Source organism: uncultured Shewanella sp. (assembly GCF_947501225.1).
Lineage (GTDB): Bacteria > Pseudomonadota > Gammaproteobacteria > Enterobacterales > Shewanellaceae > Shewanella.
Window position 1 is genome coordinate 788,030 of the sequence record NZ_CANMUW010000001.1, and the last position, 21,313, is coordinate 809,342.

Below are 21,313 nucleotides of genomic sequence, written 5' to 3' on the forward strand. Positions count from 1 at the left end.
AGCAGATTTAAGCAAGGAAGAGAAGGGTTTTATGTCAGAAGTCAGTGCTATCACAGTAAACAATCTCGTTAAGTCAGTGGCTACCCAAGAGGGAGAACTTACTATCCTCAACGGCATTAATATGGATGTCAAGCAGGGACAAAGTATTGCCATACTCGGCCCATCCGGTTCGGGGAAGTCGACCCTGCTTGGGTTACTTGCCGCATTGGACTCACCGACCAGCGGAGAGATAATACTCGATGGTGTCGCTCTGCAGTCGCTGGATGAGGAGAGAAAAGCGGCCCTGAGAAAACAGAAGGTCAGCTTTATATTCCAGTCTTTTATGTTAGTGGATACCCTCAATGCACTGGAGAATGTGATGTTACCGGCTGAACTGGCCGGGATCCAACATGCAAAAGAGAAGGCTGAGGCTATGTTAGACAGAGTGGGTCTGAGTCACCGGCTCACACATTTCCCCAATCAGCTCTCCGGTGGTGAGCAACAGAGAGTTGCGATTGCCAGGGCCTTTATCTGCGAGCCCAAGGTACTGTTTGCCGATGAGCCAACCGGAAATCTGGATGCCGCAAACAGTGAAAGGGTCGCAGACATGTTGTTTGAGCTGAACCGGGAGAGTGAGACGACCCTAGTGCTAGTCACTCACGATCTGCATCTGGCTCAACGCTGCCAGCGGCAGTTAATCATGGATACCGGTGTAATAACTGAATCTCCCGTAGAGTCTGCTGATGATAAAACATCGGATCAGATAAACGAGAGTCGCCTGTCCAGTGTGGAGGGGCTCTGATGGAGGTAAGCTTAGCCTGGAGGCTGTTTAAGCGGGAGTTAATGCAGGGACAACTGGTGTTAATTGTCTTAGCTATTACATTAGCCGTATTGTCGGTAAGCGGTTTAGCCAGAGTCAGTGAAAGATTACAGATAGCGATCAACGGACAGGCTTCAAAGTTTATCGCCGCCGACAGAATCATCAACTCGCCGGTTAAGATAGACGAGTCATTTATCGCAAAAGCCGACGAGTTGGGCTTGGCGCATGTGTCGAGTATGCAGTTTAACTCTATGGTGTTTGCCGAAGATAAGTTTCAGCTCGTGACCGTACGGGCCGTTGGTGAGGGGTATCCGCTCAAGGGAAAAATTGAGCTTAACTCAGATCCCGAGACTCACTCGGTAGAGGGAGTTGGGCTACCCGATTATGGTCAGTTGTGGTTTGAAACACGCCTGGGAGGCATACTGGCCTATCCCGAGTCTCTCGAGCTTGGCAACAGAGAGTTCAGGCTCAGTGAGGAGATCTCCCGTTTACCTGATGCCGGGTTTAACCCGTTTGCTTCATCTCCTGTGGTACTGATACGGCTCGAAGATGTCGAGAGTACAGGGGTGATACAGCCGGGAAGTCGGGTGACCTATCTGGTGCAGTTTTCCGGTGCCGAGGAGCAACTGAAGCAGCTTGAGTCATACGTAAAGCCTAAACTGACCTCCAGTCAACGTTGGGTCGATGTGCAATCCGGCGAGTCTCCCATCGCCGATGCGGTCAAACGTGCGGAGCGATTTCTGCTGCTGGCGAGCCTGCTGGGCATCGCACTGGCCTGTGCTGCCATCGGCATTGCGGCTCAGCGCTATTGTCACCGTCACTATGATGTCGTGGCCATGTTAAAAACCTTCGGTGCATCGGCGAAACAGATCCGCACGTTATTTGGATTGCACCTGCTGTTAGTGACTCTATTCGGGGTCTCGCTGGGCCTGTGTGGTGGCTTTGCCCTCGATGCGGTTATCACCACCTTGCTCCCCGAAGAGATTGCGGCTTACTCCCCCCCCTATATTCGTCCGATACTGCTAGGCTTGGCGACAGGCTTTATCAGTGCATTTATGTTCTCTGCCTATCCTCTGATGCGCCTGCTCTCAATCCCGCCATTGCGGGTATTGCAGAGGCAGTTGGAGGGAGTTCAGCTGGGAATGTGGTTGCACCTGCTACTCAGCCTGGTTGCTATGGCGCTGTTAGGTTATCTCTACTCGACAAGCCTGGTGCTCACTATGACAGTGGTTGCCGGTGTACTGCTGCTGGGGCTGCTATTGAGTATCATGGGCTTCTTAATGATACGTGTCGGTCACGGCATAGGGATGAAAACTACCAATCCGCTGCAATTGGCGCTTGCTGGGCTTCGTCGCCGTGCGAGGCAGAATGCGGTTCAACTCGTTGGTTTCAGTAGTGCCCTTGTTCTGTTGTTGACTATCCTGGCGCTGAGACAAGATCTGCTCAGTGAATGGCAGAATCAGTTGCCTGAGAATGCGCCTAATTACTTTTTGGTCAATATCTCTCCCGATGAAGAGCTTGAGCTGGGAGAATATCTGAAAGCCAATACGGTGAAGACGACGGATATCTATCCTGTTATCAGGGGACGATTAACCGAGATCAATGGTGAGAAACTAATCTCAGCAGAGCAGCAAAAGGCCGGGGTTGAGGGGCGGTTAGGGATCTCCCGGGAATTGAATCTCACCTGGCGGGACTCCCTGCCACCTAACAATGAGATCCTGGAAGGGAAGTTCAATGTCAGTGAGAATGATGTTTCGGTAGAGTCCGGCGTTGCAGAGCGCCTGGGGATAAAGATTGGTGACAGTCTGACTTATGTAATCGACAATCGCAGCTTAGTTGTGAATGTCGGCAGTCTGCGAGCGGTTCATTGGGAGACACTGCAGCCGAACTTTTTTATGATTTTTTCTCAAGCCTCTCTGGCACCATTTTCTCATACCTCGATGGTGAGCTTTCATCTTGAAGATAATAAACAGTCGGTAATACTGGAAATTATTAAACAGTTTCCAACGGTTTCTATTATCGATGTTGGCACCATGATTAAGCAGCTGAGGCAGATCATAGATCAAGTCTCTCTGTCATTGACCTTAGTGTTACTGCTTGTTGTTTTAGCCAGCAGTTTGGTGATGATAGCGCAAACAGAGGCTGGTATGGCTACCAGGCAGAGAGAGCTTGCCGTTCTGAGAACCTTTGGTGCTTCGGGATGGTTGTTGAGAATGGCTACTGCTTTGGAGTTTGCACTACTGGGAACCATTGCCGGTCTTCTGGCTGTGATCGTTGCCGAGTTTACTCTCTACCTGCTTAAGACTCAGGTATTTGAGTTAAATGTGTATATGCACTGGCAATGGTGGGGCATTGCGCCTGTTTGTGGAGCCTTGACCGTCGCTCTGTTGGGAGTTTGGCGATGCAGGCAACTGCTCAATAAGTCCTGCTCAGAGCTGCTCAAGGCCGGCTAGTATTGTTAAGCGGGGAAGGGGCTGCCTCTATCGGTCAGCCCCTTTTCTGTTGTGTCTATGGGTATTAATTTCCGGAGAAGATCTCGGAAAATGCCTCGGATAACTTTGTGTACTTAAAATGAAAGCCTGCGTCCAGTGCCCGCTTGGGTAGGACATACTGGCCTTGAGTCAGCAGCTGTGACATCTCACCGAGGCCGATATCCAGAACGAAGGATGGCATGGGAATGATTGCCGGCCTTGAGAGGGCGGCGCCCAATGTTGTCGAAAACTCCCTGTTGCTTACGGGCCTTGGAGAGGTGGCGTTAAAGATACCACTGCACTCACCATGCTCAAGTAAATAGACAAATAGCGAAATAAGGTCTTGCTGGTGGATCCAGCTCATCCCCTGTTCGCCGGAGGCGATGGGGCCACCCAGCCCTAATTTAAATGCCGGTAACATCTTAGGCAGTGCTCCCCCGCTTAATCCGAGCACCAGACCTATAGCAATAATACAGACCCGTGTCTTTTCAGACTGTGCGCTCAGAGCTGAGCTTTCCCACTTTCGGCAAACGGTTTGGGTAAATTCAATATCATCACCTGGGCTTCGATGGGGCTCATCGAAATAGGTTTCATCGACGGGAGTCGTCCCTTGCCGGCCATAGCGCCCGATCGCCGAAGCGCTGATAAAAACCGACGGTGGGGTCTGGCTTTGTGTGAACAGCTCTGATAATCGTGAGGTGATCTCCCAGCGGCTGTTGCAAATGCGTTGCTTCTGCTCGTTACTCCACCGTTTTCCGGCAATGGGTTCACCGGCTAAGTTAATCACTGCATCAAACTCATTCAGTGAAGTTAAATTGTCCAGAGATGCCAGATACTGATGATAGCCGCCCAGTTTATCTTTGGCCCGGACAGGATCTCTTGTGAGTATGGTGAGTCGATGGTTACTCTCTAGAGCCCCGACAAGCTGATGGCCGATAAAGCCAGTTGCACCGGTTAATAAAATATTCATAGTTTGCCCAGAAAAATAAAAGATGGCTTCGGCTTTTACCCAGCTCTGATAGCTGATGAAAACGCAAGTGGCCATAACTGTTATGGGTTCAAATAGATCAAAATAGTTTTTATTTTGATTGAATATCACTCAAGTTCAACTAATACGATGATTTTTTCCTTTATCGTGCGATAATTTGGAGTCTCAGAATTTAGTTGCTTCAGTTCTAATCTATCAATATAACTATATTAGTTCATCAAGAAGGATTTTATAAAATGCCGAGAATTGATACCCAGTCTGTTGCATATAAGGGATTTGCTATCATGGCTTTCGTTGTTGTGATATTGGCCGGGATAAAGGCGGCTAGCCCCATAGTCGTTCCGTTTGTTTTATCTGCCTTCATCGCCGTGATCTGCAATCCGATGATTGATGGGCTCACCAGGTTGAAAGTGCCGCGTGCATTAGCGGTTATGTTAATGATGGTGGTTATTGTGATGATGGGACTTTGGCTGGCGCAAATTGTCGGTAGTTCCATCAATGAGTTTTCAAACCAGCTTCCCCACTACCGGGACCAACTCGTTGACCAGTTTGGTTGGATAACCGAAAAGCTACGCACCTTTAATATCATCATCTCTAAAGAGCAGATTCTGGCTTACTTCGATCCGGGGATTGCTCTGTCGATGACGACAAATATGTTATCCGGTGTGGGTAGCGTAATGGCAAACCTTTTTCTGATTATTCTCACCGTTGTATTTATGCTGTTCGAGTCAGAAACGTTACCGAAGAAGCTGCACTTTGCGTTGGATGACCCGGACATGCGAATGAAGCAAATCGACCGGTTTCTGCACTCTGTCAATCAATATATGGTGATTAAAACACTGGTGAGTTTAGCGACAGGGGTAATTATCGGCACAGGGTTAGCTATCATAGGTGTCGATTATGCGCTGTTATGGGGGGTGGTCGCCTTCCTGTTTAACTATATTCCAAATATTGGTTCAATTATTGCGGCTATCCCTTCGGTAATGTTGGCATTTATTCAGTTAGGCCCGGCCGCAGCCGGTGGAACCGCACTGTTATATTTAGCCACTAACACGGTCATGGGGAACGTGGTTGAACCCAAATATATGGGGAGAGGTCTGGGCCTTTCTACGCTGGTCGTGTTTCTGTCATTGATTTTTTGGGGGTGGTTACTCGGCTCTGTAGGCATGTTGTTATCGGTGCCGTTAACCATGATTGTGAAGATAGCATTGGAATCGAGCAAGGGAGGAAGCTGGCTGGCAATATTGTTAGCCGATGATGTGGAAGAGCTCAGGCCCAGCCCTCAAGAGGATAAAGAAAATACCGAGGTTGTGTGACGGTATTTTAAATATCATATTTTTTACTGACAAAGTGAGTTAGATGCAGTTATTTTTTAATGAAGTGAATAAAGTGGTGTTTGGTGAAGAGGTCAATCGTCTCTTCCATGGTCGTGGCGGGCTCTATCCCGGTGTGGAACACCTGTGCCTTGACTGGTTTCCCCCTGTATTATTGCTGACCAGTTTTAAACCTCTGGAAGAGGATGTGTTGTCATTATCGGTAGAGGCCATCAAGCAACGTTGGCAGGCACAAAGAGGGGAAGAGGCGTTTAATCTTGTCTACCAATACCGAAGCGGTGGCCAGACACATACAGAACTGCTGGCCGGCAGTGTTCCCGAGCAGCATAAGGTCAGGGAAAACGGTGCCGAATTTTATATTCACCTGTTGAGAGGCCAGAACCATGGCTTGTTTCTCGATATGAAAAATGGCCGACAGTGGGTTAGGGAGCATGCTCAGGATAAGAAGGTACTCAACCTTTTTTCCTATACCTGTGGCTTCTCTGTCGCCGCACTTCAGGGCGGGGCCGACAGTGTCGTTAATATCGATATGAGTAAAGGGGCACTATCAATAGGAAAGCAGAACCACCTGTTAAACGGTTTTCCGGCGGGGGCTCGTTTTCTTGGGCATGATATTTTTAAATCATGGGGCAAACTGACTAAGCTTGGACCCTATGAAATGATTATTGCCGATCCGCCGAGCAACCAAAAGGGCAGTTTTGTTGCGACTAAAGATTACTCCCGATTACTTAAACGGGTACCTGAGTTATTGACCCCCGATGGAGATATACTCTTGTGCCTCAATGCACCTGAGCTAAGCATTGAGTATCTCAAGCAGCAAGTGGAGGAGTTCAGCCCCACACTTGTATTTGTCGAACAGCTTGAAAACCCGCCGATATTTGCCGACATCGACAGTAATAAAGCGCTTAAAGTGCTTAGGTATAAGTTAGCCTGAACTGTTTAGCTTTTGCTCCCCGTTACCGCCTGCAATCCGAGTTGCAGGCGATTATCTTTCAGGCTTTGTGTCCTAATCGCTACGTCCAAATATAATGTGAGGTCACCCTGGTAGGCATCAGTAGTTGAGTCTCTCATGCATAATGGATTGCCCATGTGACTCTATGATGTTCTCAACTTTGCTTTTATCTATGTTTCTCAAAGAGGAAATTTCGGTGAATAATCGATCCTGTACGTCTATGGGCATATTCATCATGTCCATAAACATATAGATGTTGAGTGTATCTCCTTGATTGAACAGATCTGCCAGCCTCTCGGCCTCAAATTCTACGAGTGAATTCATCGTCAGTACCTCCAACTTAATATCTGGCAATAGTACAACCTTTGTGATAGGTATCTTTAAGTCTTAGCAGGTATGGAGTGACTGATTAGATCATTTAGATGTTAAAAAAACTGTTTTTAGTCCCCAGTCATATAAAAAACTGAAAGACTTTCAGCTTTCTGAGCCGTAATTAGCTGTTTTCATCGATTTTTGGGCTTTTTTACGCACCAAACTGAAAGTTTTGTGTAACTCTTGCGAAATGCCTGATATAATCAGCTTCAAGAAGTTGGTGGAATGTCTATCTCTTCCTACTCAGGAAAGTGTCATCGAAGAAATGGCATGCCTCAGACCCTACAAAAGTAATTCGGAGTTGTTATGGAAGTTAAAGAATACGAAGGCGCATATTATCAAGTACAAGATGAAGTGATCGAATCTTTGCCTCTTGAAATGGATGAAGAAGCGTTTTTGGATTAAGGACTAATCCATCAATTCAGGAGTTAATCCGGCTTAGGCTGAGATAAAAATAGCAACCTTAGGTTGCTATTTTTTTGCTTCTCTCTTGTCGGGTCGTGAAAGCCTAATGCAGGTTACCCTTTTCCGGTAGCACCTCGACAATTTCCCATTTCACCCCTCTCTTATGAAGCCTGATGGTTCTGTCGTCTATCCAGGGCTCACCACCTTTTAAACCTTCCATCTTGATGATAACTGTGACGTCATCGGTAAACTTTCTGAAAAAATCGATATTAATCTCTTCAATCTCCATCTTGACATCAGTCATGGCGAGATTAAGGACATGACGCTGTACCGAAGAAGCTATGTAGTAGTGCGATAGTACTTTCTTCATTGGTTCATCGACAAACTGCTTAGCCTTTTCGACATCACGTTCGACATAGATAGCGTTAAAGAAACCGAGGGAAACTTCCTCCGGCGTACGCATAGACTCACCGTTTGAGGAGTCCGGATTACAGCCAAGAAGAAAGGTTAAACAGAGTAGGGCGATTATTCTCATATATCTATTAAGAGTGGTGTTTGAGCCAGTATCGCTATTGTTCTTTGAATTGGCAAGTGGGCTTTTGGTTAAAAATAAATTTTAATACTTGACCTGACTCGATAAATAAGGCATATCTGAATGAATAACTTTTAATGGTTATCCACAAAATCTGTGGACAACTATGTTGAAGACTAGAGGTATAAGTTTTAACTAATTGATTTTTTAGGAGTTAAAGCTCTGGTCAAAAAGTGACGGGGCTGGTCCTGTGAGTTTTTTATACAGCATCTGTTAAGGTTTAATCAATATTTGCATAAAAAAAGCCTGTCAATGACAGGCTTTTTTGTGTCTGGAACACTTATGCCACTCTTCATGTACAAAGAGCCCATGGATCAAAGATGCTCTCTGCATCTCGATGACATTTCCTCCTTCCCTGGAGGTCATGGAATGAAATTGGCTTTGTGTCCGGAACACTTATCTCTGTTTGGCAAGGATGCATACAAACAGACGTTGTGTCCGGAACATTCATGCCATTTTCATGCAGCTGTGGCAATGATGCGGTAACCTTATTTAGCTTGAGATGCCTGGATTGCCGTTAGCGCTATGGTATAGACGATATCATCGACTAAGGCACCACGAGACAGATCGTTGACCGGTTTACGCATACCTTGAAGCATTGGGCCAATGCTAATAAGGTCAGCACTTCGCTGTACCGCTTTATAGGTCGTATTACCTGTGTTTAGGTCTGGGAATACAAATACCGTTGCTTGACCGGCCACAGGGCTGTTAGGCGCCTTAGACTGAGCCACATTCGGCATAACAGCGGCGTCATACTGCAGTGGACCGTCGATAACAAGGTCCGGACGCTTCTCTTTAGCGATACGGGTTGCTTCACGAACCTTGTCGACATCTGAGCCTGTGCCTGAACTACCGGTAGAGTAACTGATCATTGCAACTTTAGGTTCGATACCGAAAGCGGCGGCCGATTCAGCCGACTGGATAGCAATATCGGCTAATTGTTCGGCATTTGGATCCGGGTTAATCGCACAGTCACCATAGATGAGCACTTGATCAGGCATCAACATGAAGAAGATTGATGAGACTAAGCTGGAACCTGGCGCTGTTTTAATCAACTGTAGAGGCGGGCGAATGGTGTGAGCCGTAGTGTTAACCGCACCGGATACGATGCCATCTACCTCATTTTGAGCCAACATCATAGTACCCAGTACCATGTTGTCTTCAAGCTGCTCGCGAGCAACGACTTCGGTCAGTCCTTTGTGGCGACGCAGTTCAAGCATTGGCTCAACATAGCGGTCACGGGCCAATGAAGGGTCAACAATCTCAATTCCTTCACCCAAAGCCACACCCTGACGAACGGCAATACGTTCAATCTCTTCTCGATTACCGAGTAACACACACTTAGCTATACCACGATCTGAACAGATGCTGGCAGCCTCGATGGTACGTGGATCGTCACCTTCAGGTAATACAATTGTCTTACGTGCTTCGCGTGCCAGTTCGGTCAGCTTATATCTGAATGCCGGTGGCGATAGACGGTGTTCACGTGGCGAGTTTTCGGTAACAGTTGCGATCCAGTTCTGGTCAATATGGCTGGCAACATACTCCTGAACCTCTTCGATTCGTACGGCATCATCGACAGGAACTTCATGATCGAAACGCTGGATATTAAGCGATGTTTGCCATGTATTAGTGTCGATCAAAAATACCGGAAGACCGGTTTCGAAAGCTTGTTCACACAGAGCCATGATCTCCGGCTCAGGCTCATAGCTGCCTGTGAGCAGGAGTGCACCAACTTTAACACCGTTCATAGCCGCAAGACATGCCGATACGATTACATCAGATCTGTCTCCCGAGGTCACAAGTAGTGAGTCTGTTTTGATATGTGTAACCATGTTGGGAATACTGCGGGCACAGAAAGTCACCTTGCGCAGGCGGCGTGTGTTCATTTCACCTGCGTTGATGATTTTTGCACTTAGGTGTTTTGCCAGATCCGATGCCCGTGGTGCAACAAGATCTAAGTTATATGGCACGCTACCTAAGATTCGAAGTGAGCTCTTACCCGGAAGCTGGAACATACTTGCTGCATCAGGACGAGCAATTTCTTGATGATCAAATACTTCTGAAAGATCCGGACGAGCGCGGCCTTCGTTATCTACCGGTGCACCGATCTTATTGACGATGGCGCCGATAATACGTTTATTCTTGGCTCCGCCCCATGAGTTATGAGCTATCTCAAGGCGGTTCATCAGGGCTGTAGCCGTCTCATTGCCCGGTGTCGCAACAAAAATAATATCTGCATCGAGTGCCTTGGCAATGGCGTAGTTAATCTCGCTCGAGAATGGGTGGTTTCTGGTTTGAACCAGGCCTTCTACGACGAGTGTCTCGCTTTCATCGGCATGTTCTGTGACACGAGCAATGATCTGCTCCATCAAAGTGTCAGTCTGGTCGCCACGAATTAAACTCTCGGCATGAGCCATCTCAAATGGCTCCAGCGGGTTAACGGTAGGAGACTTGCTTAAGATAGTAGTCGAACGCTCGGGTCCGTAATCATGTGGACGCAGCTGTGCAATAGGTTTAAAAAAACGAACTTTAACACCGTGATGTTCGAAAGCACGTACAAGCCCAAGACTGATAGAAGTTAGACCGACACCCGTGCCGATAGGGATTAACATAATGTTGCGAGACATAAAAACCTCTTTGTGACGCTTTGAAGGCGTACTTTCGCTACGCCTAACGGTTGCTGCCGGCCACTGAGTGATGGCCGGCATATACTTTACTTGCTCAAAAGACTCATAGCATCTTCAGCGATAACCCACTCTTCGTTGGTTGGAATAACCAGAGCTATGGTGCCATTATCGGTGGTGATCTGACCTTGATTACCGAAGCGAGCAGCCTTGTTACGCTCGTCATCAACTTCGAAGTTAAAGATCTCAAGTAGGTTAAGTACCTTAGCTCGGATTAGATCTGAGTTTTCACCTATGCCACCTGTAAATACAACGGCATCTAACTTACCTAATGGCACTGTGTAAGAAGCGATATATTTAGCCAGGCGATAACAGAAGATCTCAAGGGCTAAAGTTGCACCTTTATGACCATTTTCATAACCCTCTTCGATGCCACGGCAGTCGTTGGTTAGTTCAGAAATACCTAACAGGCCACTTTGCTTGTTCATCAGGTTGTTAACTTCATCCAGGGTGTAACCCAGACGGCTGACTAAGTGATGAATGATAGATGGGTCGATATCACCACAACGGGTACCCATGACCAGGCCTTCCAGTGGTGTCATACCCATAGAGGTATCGACACTCTTACCGCCTTTGATAGCTGTAACAGAGGCACCGTTGCCTAAGTGAGCACAGATGATGTTGGTATCTTTGATATCTTTGCCGATAGCTTTTGCTGCTTCACGGCTGACAAACAGGTGACTGGTACCGTGCATGCCGTAACGACGGATTGCATTTTCGCGGTATAGTTTATAAGGAAGGGCATAGATAAACGCTTTTTCCGGCATAGTTTGGTGGAATGCCGTATCGAATACTGCGACCTGTGGCAGCTCTGGGAAAGAGGCTTGAGCAGCGCGTATACCGATTAGGTGAGCCGGGTTATGAAGTGGCGCCAGAGCCGCACAATCTTCGATGCCCTGAATCACTGATTCGTCGATGATAACGGATTGAGTGAACTTCTCGCCGCCATGAACGATACGGTGTCCGATGGCATGGATCTGCTCAGCAATTTGTGGGTGTTCGCCCAAAATATCAGTAACGATATATTCAACAGCTTCACGGTGAGCGGTGAAAGCACCCAGGCTCGCTTCCTGTTTTTTGCCATCGACTTTCCATTTGATACGTGAGTCTTCAAGACCGAAACACTCGGCAAGACCTGAGATCTGGTCATCACCTGTAAGGGCGTCGATAATCGCAAATTTTAATGACGAGCTACCGCAGTTAAGTACCAATACCAGTTTGTTTGACATGTTTAAACCTTTTGCAAAGTAGTGAGCTTAAAGCCACTGAACAACAATGACTTCATTGACAATTTTTGTCGAAGTCGCTAGATAAGCTCTGATATCAGAGCCGGGAACCACTCATTTAGCTACCACAAGGCCTTGGGGCTCTATTGTGGCTTGTGCTATGGTAAAAGCAGTATCCCAATAAATTAGGTGTAGAATTGAGCATTAAAGTTTTCAAAACCCTGGGCGAAGGTCATAGATATATGAAGACCTGGCCTATGGTCAGACAACTTAGTTATTACTTTCCTGAGTATCGCGTTATTCGTGCTACTCAGATAGCTGTGCCCCTGATGCCGGTTTTAGCTCTGCTGGCAGCCTCGAGTCAGCTATATATTCATGGTTGGGCTTTCCTGCCCCAGGCCATTACTATCGCCCTGTTTTTTATCAGCCTGCCTATTCAGGGGCTGCTATGGCTTGGCTGGCGAGCTCGCCACCCTCTGCCGTTAACCTTACTCGATTGGTGCGATCAGCTGACGACTAAACTCACCAGTATGGGGATCCCTTGTCGTCCCCTGGGTCCGAGAGCGTGTTACCTCGACATGGCATTAATCTTAAAGTCAGCTTTCGAACGTTTAGATGCTCATTATTGGGAAGAACTTTAATTATTATAGTTGGTGATCTCTCGACAACATTTTTATCTAAAACATTTAGTAGATGGCGTTAACGCCAGCATCGGTAAATACTTGTTTTATCTTTTCCATCGTTTCGCTGCTGGGGGGAGATATGTCATTAAGTTCATACTCTTCTCCCATGGCTTCCCATTTGTGCTTGCCCAACTCGTGGTAGGGAAGTAGCTCCACTTTTTCCACATTTTTCATTGGTTTGACAAATTCGGCGAGTTTTTTTGCCGCTTCCAGATCGTCGGTATAGCCGCCGACAACCACATAGCGTACCCATGTTTTTTGTTGTCTCTTATTCAGGTATTGCGCGAATTGCAGGGTGCGGTGATTACTGACCTTTGTCAGGTCGATATGTCTTTTATCGTCGATATGTTTAATGTCGAGTAATACAAGGTCAGTATTATCGAGCAGTTCATCGATGATTGGAGTATGTTTTCTTACAAACCCGTTTGTGTCCAGACAGGTGTGAATACCTTCCTTCCTACAGGCTTTAAAAAGCGCTGCGACAAATTCAGGCTGGAGTATGGCTTCACCGCCACTGGCTGTGACGCCACCGCCGCTGGCTTCGAGAAACGGTCGATAGCTGATGATCTGTTTCATCAACTCATCTACTTCAATTTCGCGGCCACCGTGAAGGTCCCATGTATCTCTGTTGTGACAGTACTGACAACGCATCAAACATCCCTGCATAAAAGTGATAAATCTTATGCCTGGACCATCAACGGTACCAAAGGATTCCAAAGAGTGGATCCGACCTTTTACTGTCATTTTGCTTCCTTCTCTAAAAATTGGGCTGTACTTAATTATCGTACAGCCCACAAAGTCTACCTTTTATCTATAAAGATATCGGGTATTACATACCTTGAGTAAAGGTACGAGTGATTACGTCTTGCTGCTGCTCAGGAGTCAATGCATTGAAGCGAACTGCATAACCTGATACTCGAATCGTAAGCTGTGGGTACTTGTCTGGGTTAACCACTGCATCTTCAAGCATTTCGCGGTTCATGACGTTAACGTTAAGGTGTTGACCACCTTCACGGTTGTCATTATGAGCGAAATATCCATCCATAAGAGCGGCTAAGTTAGCACGACGTCCGTTCTCATCTTTACCTAACGCATTTGGTACGATAGAGAAAGTGTATGAAATACCGTCTTGAGCGTGAGCAAATGGAAGCTTAGCAACAGAAGTCAATGAAGCTACAGCGCCTTTCTCATCACGACCATGCATAGGGTTTGCGCCCGGAGCAAATGGTGCGCCGGCTGGACGACCGTCAGGTGTGGTACCCGTCTTCTTACCGTAAACCACGTTAGAGGTGATAGTCAGAATTGACTGAGTTGGTATCGCGTTGCGGTACATCTTCATGTTACGGATCTTAGACATGAAGCGCTCTACAAGCTCAGTAGCCAAGTCATCGACACGTGCATCGTTGTTACCGAACTTAGGATATTCACCTTCGATGTCGAAGTCGACTGCGATGCCGTTTTCGTCACGTACTGGCTTAACTTTCGCAAACTTGATTGCAGACAGAGAGTCTGCCGCAATAGACAGACCGGCAATACCACAAGCCATAGTACGACGCACGTCACGGTCATGAAGCGCCATTAGTGCTGATTCATAAGAGTATTTGTCGTGCATATAGTGGATAGCGTTAAGCGCTGTCACATATTGTGTAGCTAACCAATCCATCATGGTATCCAGGCGGCCCATAACGTCATCAAAATCTAAAACCTCAGAAGTGATGGCATCTGACTTAGGTCCGATCTGAGTCTTAAGCTTTTCATCAACACCACCGTTGATGGCGTAAAGCATTGTTTTAGCAAGGTTTGCGCGAGCACCGAAGAACTGCATGTGCTTACCAACAACCATTGGGCTTACACAGCATGCGATAGCATAGTCGTCAGACTCGAAATCAGGACGCATCAGGTCATCATTTTCGTACTGGATTGAGCTGGTGTCGATCGATACCTTTGCACAGTACTTCTTGAAAGTCAGTGGTAGCTTTTCTGACCATAATACTGTGATGTTTGGCTCTGGGCTTGCACCCATGTTGTATAGTGTGTGCAAGAAACGGAAGCTTGACTTAGTAACCAGAGTACGGCCGTCAACACCCATACCAGCGATAGATTCAGTCGCCCAGATTGGGTCACCAGAGAATAGTTCATCGTATTCAGGGGTACGCAGGAAACGAACCATACGTAGCTTCATCACGAAATGGTCAACCATCTCCTGAGCTTGCTCTTCGGTGATGACACCATTCTTAAGGTCACGCTCGATGAAGATATCCAGGAAGCTTGAAGTACGGCCAAGAGACATAGCTGCACCGTTTTGGCTCTTAACTGCAGCCAGGTAGCCGAAGTAAGTCCATTGGATCGCTTCTTGTGCATTGGTTGCAGGCTTAGAGATGTCGAAACCATAGCTGGCAGCCATCTGCTTCATCTGGCCAAGAGCACGATGTTGCTCAGCAATCTCTTCGCGAAGTTGCATAGTTGAAGAGAGGTCTTCACCCGCTTCGAAACCAGCCTGAAGTGAACCGAATTGAGCGAATTTATCCGCCATCAGGTAATCGATACCGTAAAGCGCGATACGACGGTAGTCACCGATGATACGACCACGGCCATAAGCATCAGGTAAACCGGTCAGTACGCCAGACTTACGGCAACGCATGATCTCAGGTGTGTAGATATCGAAAACACCTTGGTTATGAGTCTTACGAAGCTCAGAGTAGACATATTTTACATCGGCATCCAGCTCACGGCCATAGGCTTTACAAGAACCTTCAACCATACGAATGCCGCCATTTGGTAGCATTGCACGTTTTAGTGGAGCTTCAGTCTGTAAACCGACAATAGTCTCAAGATCTTTCTCGATGTAACCGGCTTCGTGTGAGGTAATCGTTGATACTTTTTTAGTATCGAAATCAACAGGAGCGTGAGTGCTGTTTTCCTGTTTGATCCCCTCCATCACTTTGTTCCAAAGCTTAGTCGTAGCAGGTGTTGCTTCGGCCAGGAACGCCTCATCACCCTCATATGGAGTGTAGTTGGTTTGAATAAAGTCACGAACGTTGACTTCAGTTTTCCAATCGCCAGAAGCGAAACCTGCCCATGCATTGGCAAACTGTTCAGTTTTTTCGGTCATCGTACAAATACCTTCTCGTTGAGATAGAGGTTATTGGTTATCGGCTATGGCTTTGAAAGCGAGGGTAGCGATATACCAATAGTTAAGTCTTAAAAAAGCTCCCCTCATGATGTCGCCCTGATGATGGGAACTGTTTTCGAAGTTGTTAGTTTCGAAAGAATCTGATTGCTAGATAACCGATAAGATGACACTAGTCAGTAATGAGATTTTCGGCTATCAGAAAATTGGTAAGACCAATTAACCAGGGTAATATTAACATAGGCAAACATTCGTCGCACCTTAAATAGGCCGGGTTTTGGTCAGTTAATTCGAAAACTGTTAGCTAGGCAGCAGTTTTGGTCCAAATTAATGTTTGCATACAGAGTTAATGTCAGTTATTTAGCCCGGCAATAAGCAAATAATCCTTACCAATCTATGTATCGGCTCGGTTGTTACCGTTTTTCTGTTTGAGCCCGAGAGTGAATTGGTAAAAAATTGATTGTTTTTTGTATGGCTTAGCAACGAACATTTATCGTTGTTATCATTAAAACTGATATTAATTATAGAAGAGAAAAAGGACGAGGAATGAAGGAATTCATCCCCGCCCGAGGGTATTACAGAAGAGCTGGTATTCCTTTAATCATGCCTACCGCCAGCATGGCGAAAAGACAGATCGTAAAGGCAAGACCCGGAATGATTAAACGGTCGGTCAGTGAAAGCGTTTTAGCTCTCTCTTTATCACCGATTAAACCATTGTTATCCAGTAGCATGGTTAATGCCCAAGCCAATACAGGGTTAGCGACGAACGCGGCAAAGATACAGATACCAGCCGCCTGGCTGTTTTGAGTGTCTTTGACCATCTGCATACCCGCTTCAAGTAGTGGCAGGAAAACACCAACAAGCAGTGCGATAGACATAACCGGACGCCATACAGTGACATCCATCGGGTAACCGATTACTGCGACTATGATACACAATAGACCCAGCAAGATAGCACCAGCCGGAATCGGACGTTTAGCGATAGCCGCCGGGATCATATATGTGCCCCATGATGAGGTGATGTTACCGCCACCTACAGCTGTACCGACAATTTGGCGCAGTGAACAGGTTGTCATAGTGTCATCGACATCCATCAATACTTTGTCAGTGCCTTTAGGGTAGTTGAGCTCCTGGAAGATACGGTGTCCAAGGAAATCCGGTGACCACATCGCTACTGCGAGAATCGCGAAAGGCAGTGATGCAATGAAGTGAGACATATTAGGCAAACCAAGTTGCCAGCCTTGTTCAGTCGATCCCCACCAGTAAACCGGGTTTAGATTAGGGATTCCGGGTTCTGTCACAAATTGCAGATCCAGTCCTGCTCCCAGGCCGAAAGCAAGGGCAATAGCGGCAATTGAACATAGGGGGATTGCTAACCAACGCTTACCCACTTTAGCCAGGAAAGCATAAAGAATGACGTTAAAGAGTAAAATAAAGAACGCGACATAACCCAGACTATAATCCAGGGCATGTTTCGCTTGTAAACCACCGGCCCAGTCAAATAGGGAGGTTATCTGACTCTTGGCACCCATAAAGCCCAAAAAGACCAGCAAACCGCCTGCGACACCACTACTGGTCAGGTTTACCAGTCGCGAACCGCCTTTCACGTAACTGAGCAGGAGCCCGAAGATACCCAATAAAATGGCTAAAGCCAATGGGTGAGCACCGGCGAGTGCGATTGCTCCGATAAGTGGGATCATCGGGCCGTGGTTACCGGCGAGGTTCGCTCTGGGGTTGATGAAGCCCGAACTGATGATACAGAAAAGTAGGGCAGGAATAAGCATTTCGACTCGAACAACCTGAATCGCAAACTCGGCTCCTAAATTGATATGATCCCATTTTTCAGTCAGGCCGGCAGCCCATGCAGCCATTACAGCAGAGTACATCACTGTGATACCAATGGTGCCGGCAATAGCTGGTACCAGATCTTCCCACTCGAAGCGGAAATCTCGTCCGGGAAGATTTAACCCCCAACGCTTTGGTTTCATGATCTTTAATTCGTGGTCCAGATACTCTTCGCGAGTTTCAAACTCGGAGGCCGGACGGTGAAGCTCTTTATAAGTCTGATTTGAGGCTTCTGTTTCTGCGTTTTTCACTGTTTCTGACATAGTTTCTCATTCTCCGAGAAGAACTTAGTGATTCATCTGATCTGATGACAACTTTGAATGATCCTTGAGAGTAAACATAAGTAGTCTGATTAAGTGTAGTTGACTTATCGACAGAGTTAACTCGGCTGCGTCTAAGGATAAATAGGAATGATTCCCTTATTTATCAGGCCTGCAGTTATAGTCCCTTATAAACCCGTTAAATTGGTAAGACCAATTTACCTCCATAAATATTAACACAGCCGCGCAGTGTCATCATTAAGTATCAATAATCTTGAATCGGCCGATTCGGCTAATTGGGAGCCACTTAACAACTTATATAGCGATCACTAATCAATCCTCGCTTCGGGCACGTATATTGCTTATGAGGGGCTCACAGTGGGGCTTGAGTTTGTGAACTTTGCTCATTTATACACATTGGTGTGCGCTGGGCCACCCTTTGCCTGTCAGTTGTGAGTCGTGTCGCCTGGGTGTGTGTGAAAATTGTGACATCCACCTCAAAAGCCAGGTTGGAATGAAACGTTTAAGTTCAAATGTGGCAAATTTTCAATGGTTTAACAAACTCCTGGTTTTTCCATCAATAGAACTTATAACCCACCAATTATGCTCATTTTGCCGTGCTCCACTCGAAATACTCTATTCATCAACTTGAGATTATTAGTGGAATAACTCAGTTACCACTCCTGTAATGGATTATTGAAAAACCTATATTATCAGTGTGTTGGGGTAAGCCCTTGCCCGGTGTAAATCTTAACATATTGAAACATTTACAGTGGGTTATCAGTCTTTTTGATGATGTTTATCATTAATATCAAATTTTATTCAATCTTCATTCACGTTAACGTCTGTTTCCGGATCACAAGCTTAAAAATTATCAGGAGAGAGCAATGCCGGTCAGGAAATATCACTCACAGACGTTGACACAGGGAGGCGGCTAGATGACGTCTCAACAAAAAGTTAGTCCTATCTCCCTCGTTACGCCCAATGGTGTCGAACTTAAGAAACCTATGTCATCACTTTATCAGCAGGCCGAGACATATGGTCGTTCCAAAGTTGTTAAGGCGGTATGGCAATCATTCGGGCTGGCGGCGTTTGCGGGGGCTTTCATCGCGTTAGCCTTTGTTTTTTATATCACTGTAACGACCGGGAGTAGTAACAGTCCCTGGGGAATGGTCAGACTTGCAGGTGGCCTGGCGTTCAGTCTGGGTTTAATGCTTGTGGTTATCTGCGGCGGAGAACTGTTTACCAGTACCGTATTGAGTAGTGTTGCCTGGGCACAGAAGCAGGTTTCGACTCGCGAACTGCTCAAATGTTGGTCGAGAGTCTATCTGGGGAATCTGTTGGGGGCCATGTTAATGCTGACTCTCATCATGTCTGCGCGTATGTATGAGCTCGATGGCGGGCGTTGGGGGCTGAATGCATTGCATATCGCTCAGCATAAACTTCACCATGGATGGATACAGGCATTTGTACTGGGCGTGCTATGTAACATGTTGGTTTGTTTGGGGGTTTGGATGACCTTTGCCAGCCGAGATGCTTTGACAAAAGCGATTCTACTCATGTTGCCTGTAGCCATGTTTGTCAGTAGTGGTTTTGAGCATAGTATTGCCAACCTGTTTATGGTGCCCCTGGGGATCTCGATTCAAAACTTTGCCTCACCCGAGTTCTTTGGGTCACTGGGGATTACGGCGTCACAGTTCTCTGACTTAACGCTTGAGCACTTCATCTTAAATAACCTCATTCCCGTGACATTAGGAAACATTGTCGGGGGAGGCGTGTTTGTTGGCCTGGGCTATTGGCTGATAGAGCATGCGGCTAAACCTGAGGTGCAACCCGTGGCCAAGTGCCTTACCCAACTAACCAGCCCTACACACCTATATTCCGTTTCAAGTTCTGGAGAACAGTTAAAAATGCCGAAGTCAATTCAAAAGCTACGTGTTAAAGATCTGATGGATCCCAAACCTATCACACTATCACCTGAGTCATCTGTGTATGCGGGATTAAAGCGGCTTACGGATGAAAATAGTCGCAGTGCGGCGGTATTAGATGATAAAAAGCGTCTCCTGGGATTTGTGTCTCAGCAGGATCTGCTGCGTCGTCTTTGGTCTGAAGAGTTCGCCCGTGGAGTCTCGGACAGAGTGAGTGACTTGATGCAGACAGAAGTACTAACGGTTTCGCCTCAGGACTCAGTTTCTGAATTAATAGAGTTGATGGTAGTTGATCGCAGTAAACTATTTCCTGTTAACGACAACGGTATTTTAGTGGGCAATACCTTTAAGAGTTATGAAGAGCGCCTGCGTTTTGCTTCTGCAAGTAAACCAAGTGCATTTCCTGTTGTAGAGAAAGGGGTGCTTTGTGGTGTGATAACACGTGAAGCCATTGCACAGAGAGTGTGTGATATCTATAAGATGTAGCCTGATAACAGCTACACCTCTGTCAAAAAGAGGGCTGTCTAATCGATAGACAGCCCTCTCATAGTTTTTTCTGAGCAGGGTTTTAACTCTGGTTTCTGATCTGTCGGTTTCGACTTAAACGCCTGGCCTCGGTGATAATGCAATCCCTAAGTGGGTTTTCACCTGAATCATTGCGCCAAACGAAGGAGAGGTGTCGTTGCATATTTAGCTGAGGCGTCGACAAGATCACTAAGTCGCCGTTGGCCACATCTTTTTCGACATCCAGGAAGGGAAGGCTACTCAGATATAATCCATTTTTTACCAGTGCCTTCAACAGAGGCACATGCTCATACTCCTTCCAGACGTTAAGTTTTTCGATGACGCCATGAATCGCGCCCTCAAAAATCCTGCGCGTACCGGCACCTTGCTCACGCAATACCCACTTTGCTTGCTCCAGTTGAGACAGGCTTGTGCTCTCATATTTGGCATATGGGTGGTGAGGAGAAGCAATAACCACCAAATGATCATCTATCCACTGTTCCTGATGTAGACGGCTATCGTCATTGCGGCCCTCGATGATCCCTAAGTCGAACTCATAATTTAGCAGGCCTTCAACCACATTTTCGGTATTCTCTACCGTTAAATCGATTCTAAGCTCCGGGAAATCTGTATCAATTCTGCTGATGAGATCCGGTAGAAGGTGCTCTGCGGCTGTTTGGCTCGAGCATAATCGGAAGCGTCCGCTTATAAGGTGTTGTTCGTGAAGGCCTAATTCTATTTGCTGTGCATCCTGAAGCAGTCGCCTCGCCTTTGGGCGTAGCCAGTTTCCCCAGTGACTTAATGTTAGCCTGTTTCCCTGGCGGATAAAAAGTGGACGACCGAGCAAATTTTCCAACTGCCCCAAAGACATACTCACGGCAGACTGTGTCATAGATAACTTTCTGGCGGCGGCGCTAACGCTCTCTAAGCTGGCTACGGCATCAAAAACGCTTATTTGCTTGAGTGAATACTTCATCTGCTGAGTTAGCTTCCCTATATGAAACTGATAAGAATTGAAACTATCAATAAAATTGATATTGATGGGTTTCGATTCTAGAGACTGTTTCCTGGCTTCACAAGCAAAGTTGCGAACTGAAATACAGAAGTTAGAGAGGGTTCACTCTTTTTAGACCTGCG

Annotated in this window: 15 protein-coding genes; 6 read left to right on the forward strand and 9 right to left on the reverse strand. The window is 46.6% G+C overall.

Annotated elements, in window-relative coordinates; genetic code table 11:
• Positions 1–31 precede the first annotated feature (31 nt).
• Both Q1B47_RS03250 and Q1B47_RS03255 read left to right on the forward strand, forming a co-directional pair.
• Complete coding sequence (locus Q1B47_RS03250) at positions 32–781, forward strand: ABC transporter ATP-binding protein (RefSeq protein ID WP_299788533.1); 750 nt, start codon at positions 32–34, stop codon at positions 779–781.
• Complete coding sequence (locus Q1B47_RS03255; RefSeq protein ID WP_299788536.1) at positions 781–3,252, forward strand: FtsX-like permease family protein; 2,472 nt, start codon at positions 781–783, stop codon at positions 3,250–3,252. The genes Q1B47_RS03250 and Q1B47_RS03255 overlap by 1 nt, the downstream gene beginning before the upstream one ends.
• 64 nt (positions 3,253–3,316) lie before the next feature.
• On the opposite strand, the gene Q1B47_RS03260 is transcribed toward Q1B47_RS03255, so the two are convergent.
• Positions 3,317–4,240: a TIGR01777 family oxidoreductase gene (locus Q1B47_RS03260; protein WP_299788539.1), complete on the reverse strand. Its 924-nt coding sequence runs from the start codon at positions 4,238–4,240 to the stop codon at positions 3,317–3,319.
• Positions 4,241–4,494: 254 nt separating this feature from the next.
• On the opposite strand from Q1B47_RS03260, the gene Q1B47_RS03265 reads away from it, so the two are divergent.
• Positions 4,495–5,574, forward strand: a complete 1,080-nt coding sequence (locus Q1B47_RS03265; RefSeq protein ID WP_299788542.1) for an AI-2E family transporter — start codon at positions 4,495–4,497, stop codon at positions 5,572–5,574.
• A gap of 43 nt (positions 5,575–5,617) precedes the next feature.
• Entirely contained in the window at positions 5,618–6,526 is a 909-nt protein-coding gene (locus tag Q1B47_RS03270) for a class I SAM-dependent methyltransferase (RefSeq protein ID WP_299788545.1), read from the forward strand.
• Between the two features lie 117 nt (positions 6,527–6,643).
• On the opposite strand, the gene Q1B47_RS03275 is transcribed toward Q1B47_RS03270, so the two are convergent.
• From Q1B47_RS03275 to ackA, 4 genes are all read right to left on the reverse strand, one after another.
• On the reverse strand, positions 6,644–6,868 hold the full coding sequence (locus Q1B47_RS03275) for a hypothetical protein (protein WP_299788548.1): 225 nt from the start codon (positions 6,866–6,868) through the stop codon (positions 6,644–6,646).
• Positions 6,869–7,424: 556 nt separating this feature from the next.
• Complete coding sequence (locus Q1B47_RS03280; RefSeq protein ID WP_299788551.1) at positions 7,425–7,856, reverse strand: hypothetical protein; 432 nt, start codon at positions 7,854–7,856, stop codon at positions 7,425–7,427.
• A gap of 545 nt (positions 7,857–8,401) precedes the next feature.
• Positions 8,402–10,543 carry a phosphate acetyltransferase gene (pta, locus tag Q1B47_RS03285; protein ID WP_299788554.1) on the reverse strand — a complete coding sequence of 714 codons (2,142 nt, stop codon included), beginning with the start codon at positions 10,541–10,543 and terminating at the stop codon, positions 8,402–8,404.
• An 86-nt stretch (positions 10,544–10,629) separates the two neighbouring features.
• Positions 10,630–11,829 (reverse strand): acetate kinase, encoded by a 1,200-nt coding sequence (ackA, locus tag Q1B47_RS03290; protein WP_299788557.1) that lies wholly within the window; start codon positions 11,827–11,829, stop codon positions 10,630–10,632.
• Positions 11,830–12,023: 194 nt separating this feature from the next.
• Here ackA and yfbV point away from each other — a divergent pair, with 194 nt between their 5' ends.
• The gene (gene yfbV / locus Q1B47_RS03295) at positions 12,024–12,467 is read left to right on the forward strand and encodes a terminus macrodomain insulation protein YfbV (RefSeq protein ID WP_299788560.1); all 444 of its coding nucleotides are present in this window, start codon (positions 12,024–12,026) and stop codon (positions 12,465–12,467) included.
• A gap of 45 nt (positions 12,468–12,512) precedes the next feature.
• Here yfbV and pflA read toward each other — a convergent pair whose 3' ends face one another.
• From pflA to Q1B47_RS03310, 3 genes are all read right to left on the reverse strand, one after another.
• Complete coding sequence (gene pflA, locus Q1B47_RS03300) at positions 12,513–13,253, reverse strand: pyruvate formate lyase 1-activating protein (protein ID WP_299788563.1); 741 nt, start codon at positions 13,251–13,253, stop codon at positions 12,513–12,515.
• Positions 13,254–13,338: 85 nt separating this feature from the next.
• The gene (pflB, locus tag Q1B47_RS03305; protein WP_299788566.1) at positions 13,339–15,621 is read right to left on the reverse strand and encodes a formate C-acetyltransferase; all 2,283 of its coding nucleotides are present in this window, start codon (positions 15,619–15,621) and stop codon (positions 13,339–13,341) included.
• A 593-nt stretch (positions 15,622–16,214) separates the two neighbouring features.
• Positions 16,215–17,747 (reverse strand): DUF3360 family protein, encoded by a 1,533-nt coding sequence (locus tag Q1B47_RS03310; RefSeq protein ID WP_299788569.1) that lies wholly within the window; start codon positions 17,745–17,747, stop codon positions 16,215–16,217.
• A 935-nt stretch (positions 17,748–18,682) separates the two neighbouring features.
• On the opposite strand from Q1B47_RS03310, the gene focA reads away from it, so the two are divergent.
• Positions 18,683–20,158: a formate transporter FocA gene (gene focA / locus Q1B47_RS03315; RefSeq protein WP_299788572.1), complete on the forward strand. Its 1,476-nt coding sequence runs from the start codon at positions 18,683–18,685 to the stop codon at positions 20,156–20,158.
• 82 nt (positions 20,159–20,240) lie between these two features.
• Here focA and Q1B47_RS03320 read toward each other — a convergent pair whose 3' ends face one another.
• On the reverse strand, positions 20,241–21,152 hold the full coding sequence (locus Q1B47_RS03320; RefSeq protein ID WP_299788575.1) for a LysR substrate-binding domain-containing protein: 912 nt from the start codon (positions 21,150–21,152) through the stop codon (positions 20,241–20,243).
• Positions 21,153–21,313: the final 161 nt, after the last annotated feature.